We start from the raw sequence: 16,327 nt of genomic DNA on the forward strand, positions 1-16,327 counted from the left end.
ACGTCGCCGGGCGTCGTCCCGGGTATGCTCGAAGACGCCCTGAAGTACCCGCTACGCGGTGAGGAGTCGACGACCACGCTCCTCATCGGTGGTGGTCTCGCGATCGCAGCGCTCATCATCACCGGCCTCGGTGTCCTCCTCTCCTTCCTGTTCGTCGGCTTCCTGGCGTTACCGTTCGCGCTCGTTCCGGGCGTGCTCGTTCAGGGCTACCTCGTCGACGTGATGCGTCACCGCCTCCGCGGCGATCCGAACCCGCCGACGTTCGAGGACTGGGCCGCCCTCTTCGTCGACGGTCTGAAGATGCTGCTCGTCGGCGTCGTGTACGCAATCCCGGTCGTCGTGGGCGTCGTGTTCTTCGCTGTCGTCGCCGCCGTCCTCGCGTACGCGACGCAGGTGTCATCGGACGCGGGATCGTTCCTCGGACTCGCGTTCACCGCCTTCGTCTTCCTCGCCCTCCTCGTCTACGGCGCGCTCGTCGGGTACGTCTATCCGGCGGCCGTCGCGAACTGGATCCGGGAGGACGACGTGATGGCCGCGTTCTCGATAACGGCGCTGAAGGAGGCGACGCTGAACACGACGTATCTCGTGGGCTGGCTGCTCGCGCTCGTCGTCGCCGTCGTCGGGAACGCCGTCGGACAGGTCCTCCTCGTCGTCTTCTTCGTCGGCGTCTTCGTGATCTTCTACGCGCAGGTCGTTTCGTGGTACTGCTACGCCGAGGCGTACGCGGACGCGATGGGCCTCGACCGCGAGTTCGACGGTGACGTCGGCGGCGATGCGACCGGATCCGACGATGGCGACCATCGACGGGACGACGACATCCCCCCCTCCGAGTCGACTGCGCGGACGACCACGGACGGGTCCGAGTCGGGCGATGACGAAGAGAGCGCCGCTCTCTCGGACGCGACGGAGGGCGTCGGCGACGAGACGGAGGCGGATGACGACACCGATACCGAGGACCGACGCGAGTAGCGCGAGACCGCCGCATCGCCGATTCGCACCGTGAGGCGCGAGTAGCGTGAGACCGCCGCATTGCCGATTCGCGCCGTGAGGCGCGAGTAGCGCGGAAGCACCCCGCTTCCACTGACGAACGCGTCGCCACGCGACGCGTGAGTAGCAGGACACAAGGCCCGCGGCCTCGGAGTCTCGCGTATGCAGATCAAAGAGCGCGAGGCGCGTGAGGGCGGGGGCGAGCGGCTCACGCTCGTTCCGGAGAGCCTCGACGACCTCTGGCACCTCGCGTACGTCCTCGAACCCGGGGATCGGGTCTCGGGCGATACGACCCGGCGCATCCAGCGCGCGGACGATCAGATGCGCGATACGGGCGGGGAGCGCGAGCCGATGTGGATCGCCCTGGACGTTGAGGACGTCGAGTTCCACAAGTTCGCCAACCGCCTGCGCGTCTCGGGCGTCATCGCCGACTGTTCGCGCGAGGACCAGCTCGGGCTCCACCACACGCTGAACGTCGAGGCGTTCGACGAGATCACGGTCACGAAGCTGTGGCAGCCCGATCAGATCGAGCGCGTCGAGGAGGCCGTCGAGGCCGCCGATCAGCCCGACGTCGCCATCGCCACGATCGAGGAGGGCGAGGCGTACGTCCACACCGTCCAACAGTACGGCGTCGAGGAGTCCGGGTCGTTCACCGGCACGACCGGGAAGGGCGAGTACGCCCGCGGGCGCGAGGAGCTGTTCGCCGAACTCGGCGGGGCGCTCGAACGCATGGACCCGGACGCCGTCATCCTCGCCGGCCCGGGGTTCACGAAGCAGGACGCGCTCGACTACTTCGAGGAGCAGCACATGGACTTCGTCGAGCGCGTCACGACCGTCGACACCTCCGCGGCGGGCGGACGCGGCGTCCACGAGGTGCTCAAGCGCGGCGCGGTCGAGGACGTACAGGCCGAGACGCGGATCGCCGAGGAGTCCGAGCTGATCGACGAGCTGATGGCGCGCCTCGGGACGGACGAGCCGGTCGCGTACGGGATCGAGGAGGTGGCGAAGGCCGCGGAGTTCGGCGCGGTGGAGACGCTGCTCGTCCTCGACGAGCGCCTGCGCAAGGAACGCGCCGGCGAGGGCGACTGGGACGTCGACGTGAACGACGTCATCACGAGCGTCGAACGACAGGGCGGCGACGTGACGGTGTTCAGCCACGAGTTCGCGCCCGGCGAGCGCCTCCGCAACCTCGGCGGGATCGCGGCGCTGTTACGCTATCGGCTGAGCTGACGGGATCAGACCGTCGCGTCGAAGTTGCCGTCGCCGAGGCGGACTGAGACGAATCCCAGCAGTCCGCCGTAGACGAGATGCGCGACGAGCGTCACGAGGGGGAAGCCGACGAGCGACCCGCCTTCGCCGGCACCGAGGCCGAAGACGACCGCGTAGCCGATCCAGAGCGGAACGGCGAAGACGACGCCGCGAGCCCCGGGCACGCCGCCCGGGAGGCACTCGCGGAGGCTGAGGTAGACGAGCGGCCACGCGAAGACCCCGATCGCCGCGAACAGCAGGAAGCCGACCGCGGGATCGGGCTGTGCGCCGACGAACGAGCCGAGCGATTCGAAGGGGCGGGCGCGATAGCCGGTCAGCACGTCCCCGGCGAAGAGGACGGACACGAGTCCGGCTGTTCCGGCGATGCCGCCGGCGACGTCGCGCGGCTCGACCCGGACGCGATCGGCGAGGTAGGCGTGGACGTCGAGCAGGTCGTCGATCAGCTCGGTCGTCCCGGGTGGGCCGACGACGGGGAGCGCCGCGGGACCGTCGTCTCCGGCCGCGAGCCACCGCGACTTCAGCAGGGGGAGGAGGTCGCTCACGTGATCGAGGTGGTGGTGCGTGAGGCAGACGGCGTCGAGACCCGTCGGTCCGGTCTCGGTTCGCGCGAGGCGTTCGAGGACGCCGCTCCCGCAGTCCACGAGCACGCGCGCCCCACCGTCGCCGACGAGCAACCCGGATTGCGCGCGCTCGCCGTCCGGAAGCGCGCTTCCCGTCCCGAGGACCGTCACCCGCATCGCTAGCGGCGCGCCCAGTCGAGCATCCGCGCGTAGAAGTCGTCGGTGCCGAGCGCGGCCGCGTCCCCCACCAGCAAGAGCGCTTTCTTCGCCCGCGACAGGGCGACGTTCAGCCGCCGGTAGTCCTCGAAGATCGGCCCGTCCAGGCTCCCGGTGGCGACGAACGAGACGACGATCACCTCCTTCGCGGAGCCCTGGAAGCGGTCCACGGTGTCGACCGCGACCCCCTCGGGGACGCGGCGGCCGATCTCGCCCACCTGCGCGCGGAACGGCGCGATAACGCCGATCTGAGAGGTGTCGAGGCCGGCGTCGAGGTGGGCGTCGACGATCTCGGCGACCCGCTCGGCCTCCCGAGGGTCGACGTGTGCGTCCGTCGTACCCGTGACGTCCACGAACCCGACGCCGTCCACGACGTCCGCGTCGTCCGTATCGACGCCGAGGTCGGCGAGCGACTGCGTCGCCACCGCCCCGCTCGCCGGACGGAGTCTGCCCCCGTAGAACTCCGTGGAGGAGAACGCCTGGATGCGCTGTCGCATCCGGTACTGACTCTCCAGCAGAACGCCCGCCTCGGGGTGCTCCTCGATGAGGCGCTCGAAGAGCGACGTGGTGAGCCGACCGCCGGCCTGCACGACCGGAGGGAGCTGGTGGTGGTCGCCGACGAGCACGAACGTCGCGCCGCGGTTGATCGCCGCGAGCGCCCCCGGTTCGGTGAGCTGGCTCGCCTCGTCAACAAGCACGACGTCGAACTCCTGCGAGCGCATCACGCGCGACCCGCACGAGGACGTGGTGGCCGCGACGAGCGACGCCGCACCGAGCGCGTCCGCCTGCTCGTGGGGGCCGCCCGCGTTCTCCAATCGGTACTCGCGCATGTCCTCGCGGACGCCGGTCTCGGTGCCGACGCGGACGACGTCGTCGACGCCCTGCTCCTCGACGGCCTCCAGGGCGTTGTCGACCGCGCGGTTCGTGAACGCGGAGAGCAGGACGCGATCGCCGCGCGCGAGGAGTTCGCGGACGAGCGTGGCGATCGTGTACGTCTTGCCCGTCCCGGGCGGCCCGTGGATCAGCGCGAAGTCCTCGGCGTTCAGCGCGCGATTCACCGCCGCGTTCTGCGCCTCGTTGTTCGACACGACGTCGCGCTCCCCGTCGCGGAATGTCGGCGACTCGCGGCCGAGCAGGACGTCCTTGCGTCGCTGGTCGCCCTTCAGAACGAAGTCGTGGAGCGCGGTCAGCATCCGCGAGACGGAGAGCTCCGAGGGGTAGACGTCTACCCGCCGAAGATCGAGCGGTTCGTCCGTCGTGACGACCACCCGCTCCTCGTCGAGGCGTTCGACGCGACCCATCTCCGCGGTGCCGTGTACCGGATCGCCGTCGCTGGCGAGCACGTGGTCGCCCTCGCGGATCTTCGAGGACGCCGCCGCCGGACGGCGCGCGCGCAGCCGCCAGCGGCCGTCGGTGAGCTCCTCGCGGCCGTCGGGTTCGAGGCCGATGACGGCCCGGTCGTCGTCGGCGCGTTCGTCGGGCGTTTGCTCCCAGAGCTTCACGTACTCGCGGTGGATCTCGCGGCGTTCGGCCTCGATCGCCTCGTAGAGCGCCTCGAAGTAGTCGCGCTCGGCCTCGGGGAGCATCGATCCGATCTGCCCGGCCTTCGACTCCTGATTCAGCCGACCGGAGACGACCATGCAGGCGTCCTGCGAGAAGCAGTACTCGCACTTCGCGTTCGACTCCTTGCCCGTCGGCACCGTCATGTCGTGCTCCATCGCGGCGAGGCGGTTGCGCGAGCGGACGACGAACTCCAGCAGGCCGGGCCCGATCGAGAACTCCTTTGCGGGCGAGAGGTCGCCGCTCTCCTCGCCGCGGTCGACCGCGGCGTTCTTCGTGTAGAGCAAGGTCCCGGTGTCGGCCTCGACGCCGCGCTCTTCGAGCATCAGGGCGTAACAGGCCGCCTGGATCTTGTCGTGGAAGCGCGGGTCGCGGTTCGTGTTCTTCCCCGTCTTCAACTCCACGGGCATCCCCCGGCGGATGGCGTCACAGCGGCCCTTGATTCCGAACGTGTCCGAGATGAGGGTGTACTCGGAGCGCCAGTCGTCCTCCTCCGTGAGGAGGCCCTGATTCAGCCACCCCTCGATGGCCGCGGCGTGCTGGCGCACCTCCTCGCGGACCGACTCGGGGTCCTCGCCGAGGAGGCCGAGTTCGAGGCCCGCGTCGTCCACCGCGTCGTCGATGGCGTCGTCGAGGTCCCGGCCGCGCAGGAGGTCGCCGAACACCTCGTGGACGAGCGTCCCCTTCGCCACGGGATACTTGAGCGGGAGCCCCGAGAGCTTCGAGAGGTAGTACTGTCGGGGACACTGTACCCACTCCCTGATGTCCGTCACGTCGACGAGGTAGTCGGGCTCCACGACGACGTAGGAGCCCTTCGAAGTCGAATACTGCGTCTCGCCGTTCCACTCGCGCTCCTCGGGATCGGTCAGGAGGAGTTCCATTCCGGGTTCGAGGTAGTCCGCGGTCTCCGTCCACTTCCCCCAGAGGGTCAGGGTCCGGGACGGGGCGTCGCCCGGGTCGACCGTCACCTCGACGAGGTCGCGCTCGCCGTACTGCGTGCTGACCGTCCGTCCGTCTCCGACGGCCGTCACGTCGCCCCGGATAGTCACGCCCGGCGGTAGTCGCGGACGGCGAAAAACGCTGTCGCTAGTCGTCGAAGATCTGCCAGCCGAGGTCCTCGCGGTCGGCGTGCGCCGAGACGAGCCGCCCCGTCCCGTCGTGCTCGGCGATGTCGCCCCGTTCGAGCGGCTCGTGGGTGTCCTCGATGGTCTCCGGGGTCACCTTCTCCGTCACCTCGAAGGTCTTGACGGGGTCGATCACGCCCCAGAACGCGCCGATGGCGTGGAGGACGACGGCGAGCGGCGTCGCCACGAGGAAGACCGGCCAGACGAACGGGTGCTTATCGTAGGCGCGACAGCCGAGCGTGGTGTAGCAGAAGAGGACGCAGAGGAGGGCCGTCGAGATGAGCCCGTAGAGCCGGAGGTCGGGTGCGCCCCCCGGGACGAGGTACGTGCCGACGACGAGCAGGGGCACCAGGGGACTGAACGCCCACGCGACGACGCGCGTGAGCGCGAGCGGGACGTAGGCCGTGGGGAGCGTGTCGTCCTGCATCGTCCCCGAGAGCCACCGCCGACGTTGTTTGATCATCGCTTTCAGCGATGGCGGGGCCTGATTGCGGAAGCGCGCGTTCACGACGGTGAAATCGAGGTCGACGTGTTCGGCGGCCCGCCAGACGAAGTTGGTGTCCTCCGTGACGGTCGCCGCGTCCCACGTCACCGCGTCTTCGAGCTCGCGTCGAAAGGCGATGCCGCCGCCCCACGCGTAGAGCGGGTAGCGGAGGCTATCGAAGCCGACCTGCTCGGTCTGATACCCGACGCGGAAGACCTCGCAGACGTAGGTGAGCCACGATCCCGTGTAGATGGGTTTCTCGGTGAACTGCACGACGTCCGCGTCCGGAAGGCCCGTAAACGAGGTGACCAGCGTGTCCTCGTCGAGGTAGAGGACGTACTCGCGCTCACAGGGCACCTCGCGGCGCGCCCACTCGATCGCCCGGCCCTTGTTCGTCGCCACGCAGTCGAAGGATTCGGGGACGACGTGGACCGTCGCGCCCTCGACGTCGATCGGTGCCTCGGCGATCACGCGGACGTCGTCGACCTCGTCCGGGACGCTGTTCACCGTCGCTTGCACGACGTCCGCCGCGTCGATCGTCAGTATCCGCACCTGTACCTCGTCGAGGCCGTGCGCGAAGTCCTCGCCGGGGTCGTGGACGCCCGACCGGAGCGCGACGACCTCGACGATCCACCACACCACGGAGGAGCCGTAGAGGATGAGCGCGGCCCAGAGGAGGACGACGAGGCCGACGAGGATCGCGTTCGCCACCGACGGCATGATCGACGCGAGGGGCGTCCACGACTTGAGTGTTAGTATCCCGACTGGTAACGCCGAGTCGACGGAGCGGAGACTGCGGCCCGCGGCGGACAGGAGACGACGTGCGGACGGCGGATAGGGAACGATACGCGGACGGCGGACAGGACATAATCTGCGGACGGCGGGCGGGGACGGATGACGCGATTCCGCCCGGTCCCGATCCGTCCCGAGCGGTCCCGCCCCGCTACGCGGCGACGCGGGCGACCCAGCGCATCGGCTCGTCGAGTTCCGTGTCGCTCGGGAGGTGCTCCGGCGACTCCCAGACGAGCCCGGCGGTTTCGACGTCGCGGGCGTCCGCGACGGCGTCGAAGAACGCCTTCCCGCGTTCGTACTGCTCGCGCTTGAGGTGGAAGCCGAGGAGGCGCTTGAGGAGGTCCCCGAGCGGTCCCTCGTCGCGACGGCGTTCGTCGAGCTTCCGGCGGAGGTCGTCGAAGGAGTCGTCGAACGCCCGGTCCATCAGGAGCTCGGCGTACCCCTCGACGGCGGTCATCGTCGTCACGAGCTCGCTGAAGGCGTCCGCGTGGAGTTCGGCCCGGGAGAGGCCGTCGACGCCCTCCCGCAACCGCGTTTCGAGGTGGTCGCCAAGCCACGGGGCGGCTCCGAACTCCGCGGCGTGCGTCACCTCGTGGAAGGCGATCCACCGTCGGAAGCGCGGGACGGCGACGTCCATCGAGATCGCCGCGGCGACGATGTTCGGGTGGACGAAGTAGAGCCGGTGGTCGTCGCTCTCCGCGAGCAACAGGGGGTCGTACTGCCCGAGGACGCGGCCGGCGACGAAGGAGAGCGTCCCGGCGGTCGTCGCGGTGTTGAACGTGCGCGCGACGCCGGGGAAGGCGGCCTCGCGTTCGAGCGGCGCGAACGCCCGGCGGAACGTCTCGACGTTCGCGTCGATCCAGTGGTGGCGGTTCTGCACGTCGATCGTCTCGGGGACGTCGAAATCGAGGCCGGAGACGCGGCGGATGCGCGCGCGGGCCGCCCGGACGTCGCTCGCGTACCCCTCGCGGTCGGCGGACGTGAGGTCGAGCGCGCCGGCGTCGGTCGCGCCCTTCGCCGCGTCGGCGACCGCCGCCCAGTCGACGGCGTCGTCGCCAGACGCGCCCGCGACCGCACGGGCGCTGTCGAGAAGCGTCATACCCGAAATCGGTGCCGTGTCGGGATAGGCCTTGTCCTCAGTCGGGAGCCGCTCAGATCTCGGTGTCGGTCGCGGCGCCGCCCAGCTTGCGCTTGACGAGGAGCCCGGTGACGACGAGGAAGCCGAGGACGACGAAGAGGCCGAGGGCCTTGGACTCGCCGCGGCCGCACCCGACCCCGGCGCCGTCGACTTCGTCCGTCTCTTCCCCGTCGACCGGCGCGATGCCGACGTCGCCGCTCGATTCGTCGCCGAACTCGGCCTCGAAGGAGAGGCCGTCGTGCACGTGGAATTCGATGATGCCCATAGGCGTACGTCGTCGCGGAGGCGCAAGTGGGTTGCGACCGTCGACGCGTCCGCCGCGACGGAGGCGACGGCGGCGACGAAGCGTCACGGTCGGTCGGGTTCCGGTGGCTTCTTCCCCGCGCCGGCCGCGCCGGTCGGTATGGACGACGATCAGCGGGAGTTCCTCACCGACCTGCTCGCCACGGCGAGCCCCTCGGGCTTCGAGACGCCCGCCCAGCGCGTCTGGATCGAGTACGTCGAGCGCTTCGCGGACGACGTCCGCACCGACGACTACGGGAACGCGATCGCGGTCTACGACGGCGGGAGCGGCCCCGAGATCGCCGTCGGCGGTCACGCGGACGAGATCGGCTTCGTCGTCTCGGCGATCAACTCCGACGGGTACCTCCACCTCGCGCCCGTCGGCGGGAGCGACAACTCCGTCTCGAAGGCCAGGCGGGTGCACGTCCACACCGCCGACGGGCCCGTGAACGGCGTGATCGGACAGGCGGCCATCCACGTCCGCGACCGGGACGACGCGGAGTACGACGACATCGAGGAGATGACCGTGGACGTCGGTGCCGCCGACGAGGCGGCGGCCCGCGAGATCGTGAGCGTCGGCGACCCGGTGACGATCGCGCAGTCGCCCGCCCCCCTCCGCGGATCGCTGCTCACCGGGCGCGGCCTCGACAACCGCGTCGGGATCTGGGTCGCCGCCGAGGCGCTCCGACGCGCCGCCGAACGCGGCGCCGAGTCGACCGTCTACGCCGTCTCCACGGTCCAGGAGGAGGTCGGCCTCTCCGGCGCGAAGATGGTCGGCTACGACCTTGATCCGGACGCGGCCGTGGCGGTCGACGTCACGCACGCGTCCGACCACCCCGAGTTCCCCGGGAACAAGCACAACGAGATCGCGCTCGGCGACGGGCCCGTGGTCGCGCGCGGGTCGACGAACCACAGCGCGGTCGTCGGGGCCGTCCGCGACGCCGCGGCCGACGAGGGGATCGACGTCCAGCTGCAGGCCACCGGGATCCGCACCGGGACGGACGCCGACGCCTTCTACACCGCCCGGAGCGGGGTCCCGTCGCTCAACCTCGGACTTCCGAACCGCTACATGCACACGCCCGCGGAGGTCGTCGACACGGACGATTTGGACGCCGCCGCGGACCTCCTCGCGGCGTTCGCCGTCGACGCGGCCGGGCGCGAGTCGTTCGCCGTCGAGCTCTGAGCCCGGGCCGGCCGGCGTTTCGAGTCGCGGCGCGGTGCCCTCGCGGGACCGCGGCGGTGAGTGCGGCCGTCAGACGCGTTTCGCGCGCCGGATGAGTCGGTACGTTTAAGCGTGCGACGGGCACCCGATGTTGTATGAGCGGCCGACCGCTGGACGTCCTCGAGGCTTCCCTCGAAGAGACCGTGACCGTGGCACTCAAGGACGGTGGAGAGCACACCGGCGTCCTCACTGGATACGACCAGCACATGAACCTCGTTCTGGAGAACACCGACGCAGGTGAAGACACAATCGTTATACGCGGCGATAACGTCGTAACGATCAACCCATGACTGGAGCCGGTACGCCGAGCCAGGGGAAGAAGAACAAGACGACGCACGTCAAGTGCCGCCGCTGTGGCGAGAAGTCGTACCACTCGCGGAAGAAGGTCTGTTCGAGCTGTGGCTTCGGCAAGTCCGCGAAGCGCCGCAGCTACGAGTGGCAGTCGAAGCAGGGCGAATAACCCGTTCTCTCTTTCGTTCTCACGCCGCGTAGCCGCGGCTCCGTCTGCGACTATCTACGGCCACCCGCGATCGTTCGCGATCGGTGTCAACTCCGCCGCGTTCAGTGTCGCCTCGGTCGCGTCTCGTGACCGCGGCGGTTCGCTCCCCGAACCGACGGCCCGTGCGTTCCTGTCCGGCACCGTCTCGGTACTCCGCCTCGTCAGTCTCGTCGCCGGTCGGTCGGCGTACGGGCGCACGCGTCTCGATCGGGACGACCAGTGGCGTTACACGAACGTGTATACTGTGGGCGGTATAGCGGCGGATCGCTTCACAACCACGGATGTTTTACGTGATGCGAACGCAGGAGAGACCATGACAGGGCGGGACGAGACGGTCGAGAGCGGACCGCGGGAGAAGTGCGGCGTGGTCGGTGTCTCCCTCGGCGAGCGCCCGGCCGCGCTCCCGACGTACTACGCGCTGTACGCGCTCCAGCATCGCGGGCAGGAGTCCGCCGGGATCGTCACCCACGACGGCTTCCAGCAGCACGACCACGTCGAGATGGGTCTCGTCGGCGACGCGTTCGACGAGGACGACATCGAGGCGCTCCAAGGCAGCGCGGCCATCGGCCACGTCCGCTATCCCACCGCGGGGAGCGTCGACAAGTCGTGCGCACAGCCCTTCACGGTCTCGTTCAAGGGCGGCGCGCTCGGGCTCAGCCACAACGGCAACCTCGTCAACGCCGCGAGCGTCCGCGACGAACTCGCCGCCTCCGGCCACGCGTTCACGAGCGACGGCGACACCGAGGTCATCGCGCACGACCTCGCGCGCAACCTCTTGGAGGAGGACCTCGTGCGCGCCGTCAAGCGGACGATGAACCGCATCCACGGCTCGTACGCGCTCACGATCAGTCACGACGACACGATCCTCGGCGTCCGCGACCCGGAGGGGAACCGGCCGCTCTGTATCGGGGCGGTCGACGACGGCTACGTCCTCGCTTCGGAGTCCGCCGCCATCGATACGCTGGGGGGCACTCTCGTCCGCGACGTCCGTCCCGGCGAGCTCGTCGTGCTCCACGAGGACGGAAGCGGATTCGACTCGTATCAGCTCGTCGAACGCGACAACACCGCCCACTGCTTTTTCGAACACGTCTACTTCGCGCGCCCGGACTCGACCATCGACGGCGAGCTCGTCTACGAGGTTCGACGCGAGCTGGGCCGGAAGCTCTGGGAGGAGTCCAACGTCGAGAGCGACGTCGTGATGCCCGTCCCCGACTCGGGGCGGGCGTTCGCCTCCGGCTACGCCGACGCGTCCCAGGAGGGCGACGGCGAGGGCGTCGAGTTCGCCGAGGGGCTGATGAAGAACCGCTACGTCGGCCGGACGTTCATCATGCCGACGCAGGAGGCCCGCGAGCGCGCCGTCCGCCTGAAGCTCAACCCCATCCGCTCGACCGTCGAGGGCAAGTCGGTGACCATCATCGACGACAGCATCGTCCGCGGGACGACCTCGAATCAGCTCGTCCAGCTCGTCCGCGAGGCGGGCGCAGAGGAGGTCCACATCCGGATCGGCGCGCCCGCCATCGTCGCCCCCTGCTACATGGGGATCGACATGGCGACCCGCGACGAACTCATCGCCGCCGAGCAGTCCGCCGACGAGATCGCCGAGCAGATCGGCGCGGACAGCCTCTCCTATCTCTCCGTCGACGCCGTCACGGAGGCGCTCGGGCGCTCGCGCGCCGACCTCTGCCTCGGCTGTGTCACCGGCGAATACCCCTACGACATCGACGGCGAGACCACCGACCGGGACGTGCGACGCCCCACCGCCGGTGCCGACGCCCCCGCCGACGACTGAGACGGCGGGTCTCGAAGCCGATGTCCGCCGCCGACCGCGTCCGTCCTCACCGTCGCGTTCGTTCCGCGGCCCGCTCTCGCTTCGAGTCCGCTCTCGCTCCACGCCCGCTCTCGACCCCCTCCCCCCGTTCTGCAAATGTTCCGCGGCGATCTCCAGCGGGGGTGTCGGCGTCTGGACGCGACGTGACCGCCGTCGGGTTCGTCCCTCCGCGCTCGACTCCCTCTGTCCCCGGCTCCATTCACCTTCGACTCCACTCGCTCGCTCTACCGTCGCTTTCGTTCCACGCCCGCTCTCGATCCCCTCTCCCCGTTCTGCAAATGTTCGGGCGGGCGATCGACGGGCCCGGTTCGCCCCCATGCGTGCCGTCCGTCGCGTCTCGCGGTCGGCTGTGTCGTCGGGGCGATCGGCGCGTGCCGCGCGACGACTCGGTTCTGAACCTACCGCGCACGACACGACCGACCGGTCGCGCGCCGTGGATGACGCGAACACTCGAAATCCGGGGGTCGTGTGAAACACGTGAAACACTAGAATCAGTAGAAGAATACCTTTATGGAGAACGTCGTCGAACGGGGATTCGGATAGCGATGGACACGCCGTTCCGAAAGCGCACGGGCGTCTTCACGGACAAGAACGTCCTCAAACAGCAGTACGAACCCGAGGAGATCCTCGAACGCGACGAGGAGATCGAGGCGTACGCGAACGCGCTGCAGGACGTCGTGGACGGGTGGGAGCCCGAGAACGTCTTCGTCTACGGGAAAACCGGCGTCGGGAAGACCGCAGTGACGCGCTACATGATGGACATGCTGCGCGTCGAGGCCGATCAGCGCCCGGACGTCGACGACGTCCACGTCGCGGAGGTGAACTGTCATCACCATCCCTCGTCGTACCAGGCGGCCATCGCGCTCGTGAACGAACTCCGGGCTGACACCGAGCGGGAGGCGATCACCACCGGGCTCTCGACCTCCGACGTCCTCACCGCGCTCTTCGAGGAGATCGAGGACCGCGAGGGAACGGTGCTGGTCGTGCTCGACGAGATCGACAACCTCGGTGACGACGACGTGCTCCTCTATCAGCTTCCGCGCGCGAAGGCGAACGGCAACATCGAGCACTCGCAGGTCGGAGTGATCGGTATCTCGAACGACTACACCTTCCGGAACGACCTCTCCTCGAAGGTACAGGACACGCTCTGCGAGCGGGAGATCAAGTTCCCGCCCTACGACGCGAACGAGCTCCGGACGATCCTCTCGGATCGCGCGGAGAAGGGCTTATCGAGCGGCGTCCTCGACGACTCGGTTATCCCGAAGTGCGCGGCGCTCGCCGCCCAAGACCGGGGGAGCGCGCGTCAGGCCATCGACCTCCTCCGAGAGGCCGCGAACGTCGCCGTCGAGGACGGGTGCGAGACGGTCGCGGAGGCGGACGTCGACGCCGCGGAGAACCGCGTCGAGCGCGGCCGCGTGAAGGACTCGATCCGTGATCTGACGACGCACGGCCGCTACACGCTCCTCGCGGTCACGAACCTCGCCATCGAGGCGGAGACGCCGGTCCGGGCGAAGGAGGCGTACGGGATGTACGAGCGCGTCTGTGCGGAGAGTGGCGCGGACCCGCTCAGCCAGCGCTCCGTCCACGACCACCTGATCGACTTAGCGATGCTCGGCTTCTTGGCGCAGTACGACCGCAACCACGGTCGCGGTGGGGGCCAGTACTACGAGTACGAACTCGACGTCGAACCCGGCATCGTCACCTCCGTTCTCGGTGCCGAGGAGTGATAGTCGGCTCGGTAGGCTCTGCGGGAGACGCGTGGAGGAGACGCATAGACAGAGGCGTAGGCGTGTCCACGTCGACGAAGCCGTTTCTCCGCGGTGTCGACCTTCCGGCCGTCGCCGCGACGCCGCGCGTGCAGTCGCCAACGTCGAACGTTGCACGCGCAACCGTGGACGGCGACGATACCCCCGATCGCACGCAGAACATTTGCAGAACGGGGTGGGGGAGCGTTCGCCGACGCGTGACGCGCCGGACGCACCGTGCTGTTCGCCGTCCTGTCACCCCGACTTCGACGTCCGGAAACATTTGCAGAACGGGGTGGGGGTGGTGTCCGTGCGATCCGTCGACGAGTCTCGGCCGGTCCCCGGAACGGTACCAGATCGCACGGAGACGGCACCAGCGGCGCGAAACGCCGCGCCGCTCCCTGCTTCGGTGTCGCACTCCGGGGTCGAATCGCAAGTCTCTTACTTAACCCAGCAGTACGAAGAAATGCGAACGCGAGAGCGAGCGTGGGTAGCCAAGCTAGGCCAAAGGCGCAGCGTTGAGGGCGCTGTCCTGTAGAGGTTCGCCGGTTCAAATCCGGTCCCACGCATCGCACTCACGCGGGCACTCACCCGCGGCAAAGCGATGCACGGTGATTCCCTTTCGGGACATCACCCACGCACAACTTCCTACTCCGAACGACGACGCACAGCGGGGCGACTACCCCGCGAAGCGCCGTATTGAAATGGTACCTCCGCCTACCGGGGGGTATGGCAAAATACTCCACGGGCGGCTCCTCCGGTGGCGGCGGTGGAGGGACCTGTGAGCTCTGCGGAACGTCCACAGACTCCCTCACGACCGCGTCCGTCGCGGGTGCCGAGCTCACCGTCTGCCAGAGCTGTGCGGACCTCGACGAGAGCAAGAAGCGCTCGCGGCGCGACGCGAACTCCGGCAACGGATCGCCCAGCGGGAGCAGCGGCGGGAGCGAGCGCGAGCGCAACAGCGCGGTCCGCACGGCCGCCAAACAGATCGACGCGACGCGCGGGGACTCCTCGCACTGGGAGGAGCACGGGACGAACTACGAGCGCGACCGCCTGCCGTACCTCGTCTCGGGATACGGCGAACGCGTCGAGGCGGCACGACAAGAAGAAGGGCTCCAGCTCGCCGAGCTCGCAGAGGAGCTCGACGTCGACGAGAACGACCTGTTGGCGATCGAGCAGGGCCGCGCGACGCAAGCCGGCGTCGGCGGAAGCGTCGTCCGCGCGCTCGAGGAGCGCCTCGACGTGACGCTCGTCTCGGAATAACTCGCCTCGGAGTACCTACCCTCGGAATCGGCGCGACGTCTCGATCCTCCTCGGCGGAACGCCGATCTAGTCGTCGCCGTCGGCTCGGGTCGCGTCGTCCGGCGTGGCGACCTCCGACTCGTCCGCGTCCGCGTTCCGATCGACGCGCTCGGCGGGGACGCCGATCATCGTCGCGCCCGGCTCCACGTCCGTCGTGACGACGGCACCGGCGCCGACCTTCGCGCCGTCGCCGATTTCGATGTCACCGAGGAGCGTCGCGTCGGCGCCGATGGTGACGCCGTCGCCGACGGTCGGGTGTCGCTTCACGGGGCGTGGGTTCGCGCCGCCGAGGGTGACGCCGTGGTACATATGCACGTCGTCGCCGACGACCGCGGTCTCGCCGATGACGACGCCCATCCCGTGGTCGATGACGACGCGCTCGCCGAGCTCCGCGCCCGGGTGGATCTCGACGCCGGTGAGCCAGCGGACGAGCTGGGAGACGACGCGGGCGAGCAGGCGTTCGCCGTCCTCCCAGAGGGCGTGCGTCAACAGGTGCGCCCAGACCGCGTGGAGCCCGGGATAACACAACAGCACTTCGAGGCGGCTCTTCGCGGCCGGGTCGGCCTCCAAGACGGCCTCGACGTCCGCGCGGAACCGTGCGAGGCTACCCACGGTCGTCACCGTCGCGTCGACCGCGACCGAACGCGAGGGTCACCTCGCCGTCTGCGTCTCTCATCATGCACTCTCGTGCGCCCGCACACGGCAAAAGGCCAGCGCTTCCGGCCCCGCGCGCCGAAGGCGCTATGACCGCCGGCGCTCAAAGACGTGACATGAGCGATACGGACGCGGACGACGGGTACGAAGGCGTCGTCTACGACCTCGACGGGACGCTCGTTCGCCTCGCCGTCGACTGGCGGGCCGTCGAACACGACCTCACGGACCTCTTAGCGACCGTCGACGTCGACACGAGCGGCTTCGGCGCGTGGGAGTACCTCGACGCCGCCGAAGAGGCCGGGATCGGCGCGGAGGCCGACGCGCTCATCAGCGATCACGAGCACGCCGGGGCGAAACGGGCACAGCGACTGCCGCACGCGGACGAGCTCCGCGACGCCACGCGACCGGCCGCGGTCTGCTCGCTCAACTGCGAGCGCGCCTGTCGCGTCGCACTGGAGAAAGAGGGACTGGCGGAGCGCCTCCGCGCGATCGTCGGCCGCGACACCGTCCCCGCCCGCAAGCCCGATCCCGCGCCGCTCCTGCGCGCCGTCGACGCCCTCGATCTCGACCCGGGCGACGTCGTCTTCGTCGGCGACTCCGAGCGGGACGCCGAGACCGCGCGGCGAGCTGGCACGGGCTTTCGGTACGTGTGAGCGGAGCGCTGT

15 protein-coding genes and 1 tRNA gene are annotated in these 16,327 nt (G+C 69.3%); 10 read left to right on the plus strand and 6 right to left on the minus strand.

The features are described 5' to 3' along the window. Positions 1 to 24: 24 nt before the first annotated feature. Entirely contained in the window at positions 25 to 969 is a 945-nt protein-coding gene (locus J2754_RS04645) for a DUF4013 domain-containing protein (RefSeq protein ID WP_211086794.1), read from the plus strand. A 180-nt stretch (positions 970 to 1,149) separates the two neighbouring features. Then, the gene (locus J2754_RS04650) at positions 1,150 to 2,217 is read left to right on the plus strand and encodes an mRNA surveillance protein pelota (protein WP_211086795.1); all 1,068 of its coding nucleotides are present in this window, start codon (positions 1,150 to 1,152) and stop codon (positions 2,215 to 2,217) included. Between the two features lie 5 nt (positions 2,218 to 2,222). Here the strand turns inward: J2754_RS04650 and J2754_RS04655 are convergent, their stop codons facing one another. From J2754_RS04655 to J2754_RS04675, 5 genes are all read right to left on the minus strand, one after another. Then, on the minus strand, positions 2,223 to 2,993 hold the full coding sequence (locus J2754_RS04655; RefSeq protein WP_211086796.1) for a DUF6789 family protein: 771 nt from the start codon (positions 2,991 to 2,993) through the stop codon (positions 2,223 to 2,225). Positions 2,994 to 2,995: 2 nt separating this feature from the next. Then, positions 2,996 to 5,641, minus strand: a complete 2,646-nt coding sequence (locus tag J2754_RS04660; RefSeq protein WP_211086797.1) for an AAA domain-containing protein — start codon at positions 5,639 to 5,641, stop codon at positions 2,996 to 2,998. A gap of 37 nt (positions 5,642 to 5,678) precedes the next feature. Beyond that, positions 5,679 to 6,920: a glycosyltransferase family 2 protein gene (locus tag J2754_RS04665; protein WP_188878143.1), complete on the minus strand. Its 1,242-nt coding sequence runs from the start codon at positions 6,918 to 6,920 to the stop codon at positions 5,679 to 5,681. 223 nt (positions 6,921 to 7,143) lie between these two features. Beyond that, positions 7,144 to 8,091 (minus strand): zinc-dependent metalloprotease, encoded by a 948-nt coding sequence (locus tag J2754_RS04670; protein ID WP_188878144.1) that lies wholly within the window; start codon positions 8,089 to 8,091, stop codon positions 7,144 to 7,146. Positions 8,092 to 8,143: 52 nt separating this feature from the next. Further along, positions 8,144 to 8,395, minus strand: coding sequence for a hypothetical protein (locus tag J2754_RS04675; RefSeq protein ID WP_188878145.1), 252 nt, complete (start codon positions 8,393 to 8,395; stop codon positions 8,144 to 8,146). Positions 8,396 to 8,533: 138 nt separating this feature from the next. On the opposite strand from J2754_RS04675, the gene J2754_RS04680 reads away from it, so the two are divergent. From J2754_RS04680 to J2754_RS04710, 7 genes are all read left to right on the plus strand, one after another. Continuing rightward, positions 8,534 to 9,595, plus strand: coding sequence for a M20/M25/M40 family metallo-hydrolase (locus tag J2754_RS04680; RefSeq protein WP_188878146.1), 1,062 nt, complete (start codon positions 8,534 to 8,536; stop codon positions 9,593 to 9,595). Between the two features lie 134 nt (positions 9,596 to 9,729). After that, a complete protein-coding gene (locus J2754_RS04685) occupies positions 9,730 to 9,924 on the plus strand; it encodes an LSM domain-containing protein (protein WP_188878147.1) in 195 nt (64 codons plus the stop codon). Beyond that, entirely contained in the window at positions 9,921 to 10,094 is a 174-nt protein-coding gene (locus J2754_RS04690) for a 50S ribosomal protein L37e (RefSeq protein WP_188878148.1), read from the plus strand. The genes J2754_RS04685 and J2754_RS04690 overlap by 4 nt, the downstream gene beginning before the upstream one ends. A gap of 352 nt (positions 10,095 to 10,446) precedes the next feature. Continuing rightward, positions 10,447 to 11,922 (plus strand): amidophosphoribosyltransferase, encoded by a 1,476-nt coding sequence (purF, locus tag J2754_RS04695; protein ID WP_188878149.1) that lies wholly within the window; start codon positions 10,447 to 10,449, stop codon positions 11,920 to 11,922. 584 nt (positions 11,923 to 12,506) lie between these two features. After that, complete coding sequence (locus J2754_RS04700) at positions 12,507 to 13,688, plus strand: orc1/cdc6 family replication initiation protein (protein ID WP_188878150.1); 1,182 nt, start codon at positions 12,507 to 12,509, stop codon at positions 13,686 to 13,688. 502 nt (positions 13,689 to 14,190) lie between these two features. Beyond that, positions 14,191 to 14,275: transfer RNA gene (locus J2754_RS04705), tRNA-Leu, on the plus strand. A 160-nt stretch (positions 14,276 to 14,435) separates the two neighbouring features. Beyond that, on the plus strand, positions 14,436 to 14,969 hold the full coding sequence (locus J2754_RS04710) for a helix-turn-helix domain-containing protein (protein ID WP_188878151.1): 534 nt from the start codon (positions 14,436 to 14,438) through the stop codon (positions 14,967 to 14,969). A 66-nt stretch (positions 14,970 to 15,035) separates the two neighbouring features. Here J2754_RS04710 and cysE read toward each other — a convergent pair whose 3' ends face one another. Further along, complete coding sequence (gene cysE / locus J2754_RS04715; RefSeq protein WP_407647949.1) at positions 15,036 to 15,620, minus strand: serine O-acetyltransferase; 585 nt, start codon at positions 15,618 to 15,620, stop codon at positions 15,036 to 15,038. A gap of 158 nt (positions 15,621 to 15,778) precedes the next feature. Here cysE and J2754_RS04720 point away from each other — a divergent pair, with 158 nt between their 5' ends. Continuing rightward, on the plus strand, positions 15,779 to 16,315 hold the full coding sequence (locus J2754_RS04720; protein ID WP_188878153.1) for an HAD family hydrolase: 537 nt from the start codon (positions 15,779 to 15,781) through the stop codon (positions 16,313 to 16,315). Positions 16,316 to 16,327: the final 12 nt, after the last annotated feature.

It is taken from the genome of Halarchaeum nitratireducens (genome assembly GCF_017874695.1).
GTDB lineage: Archaea > Halobacteriota > Halobacteria > Halobacteriales > Halobacteriaceae > Halarchaeum > Halarchaeum nitratireducens.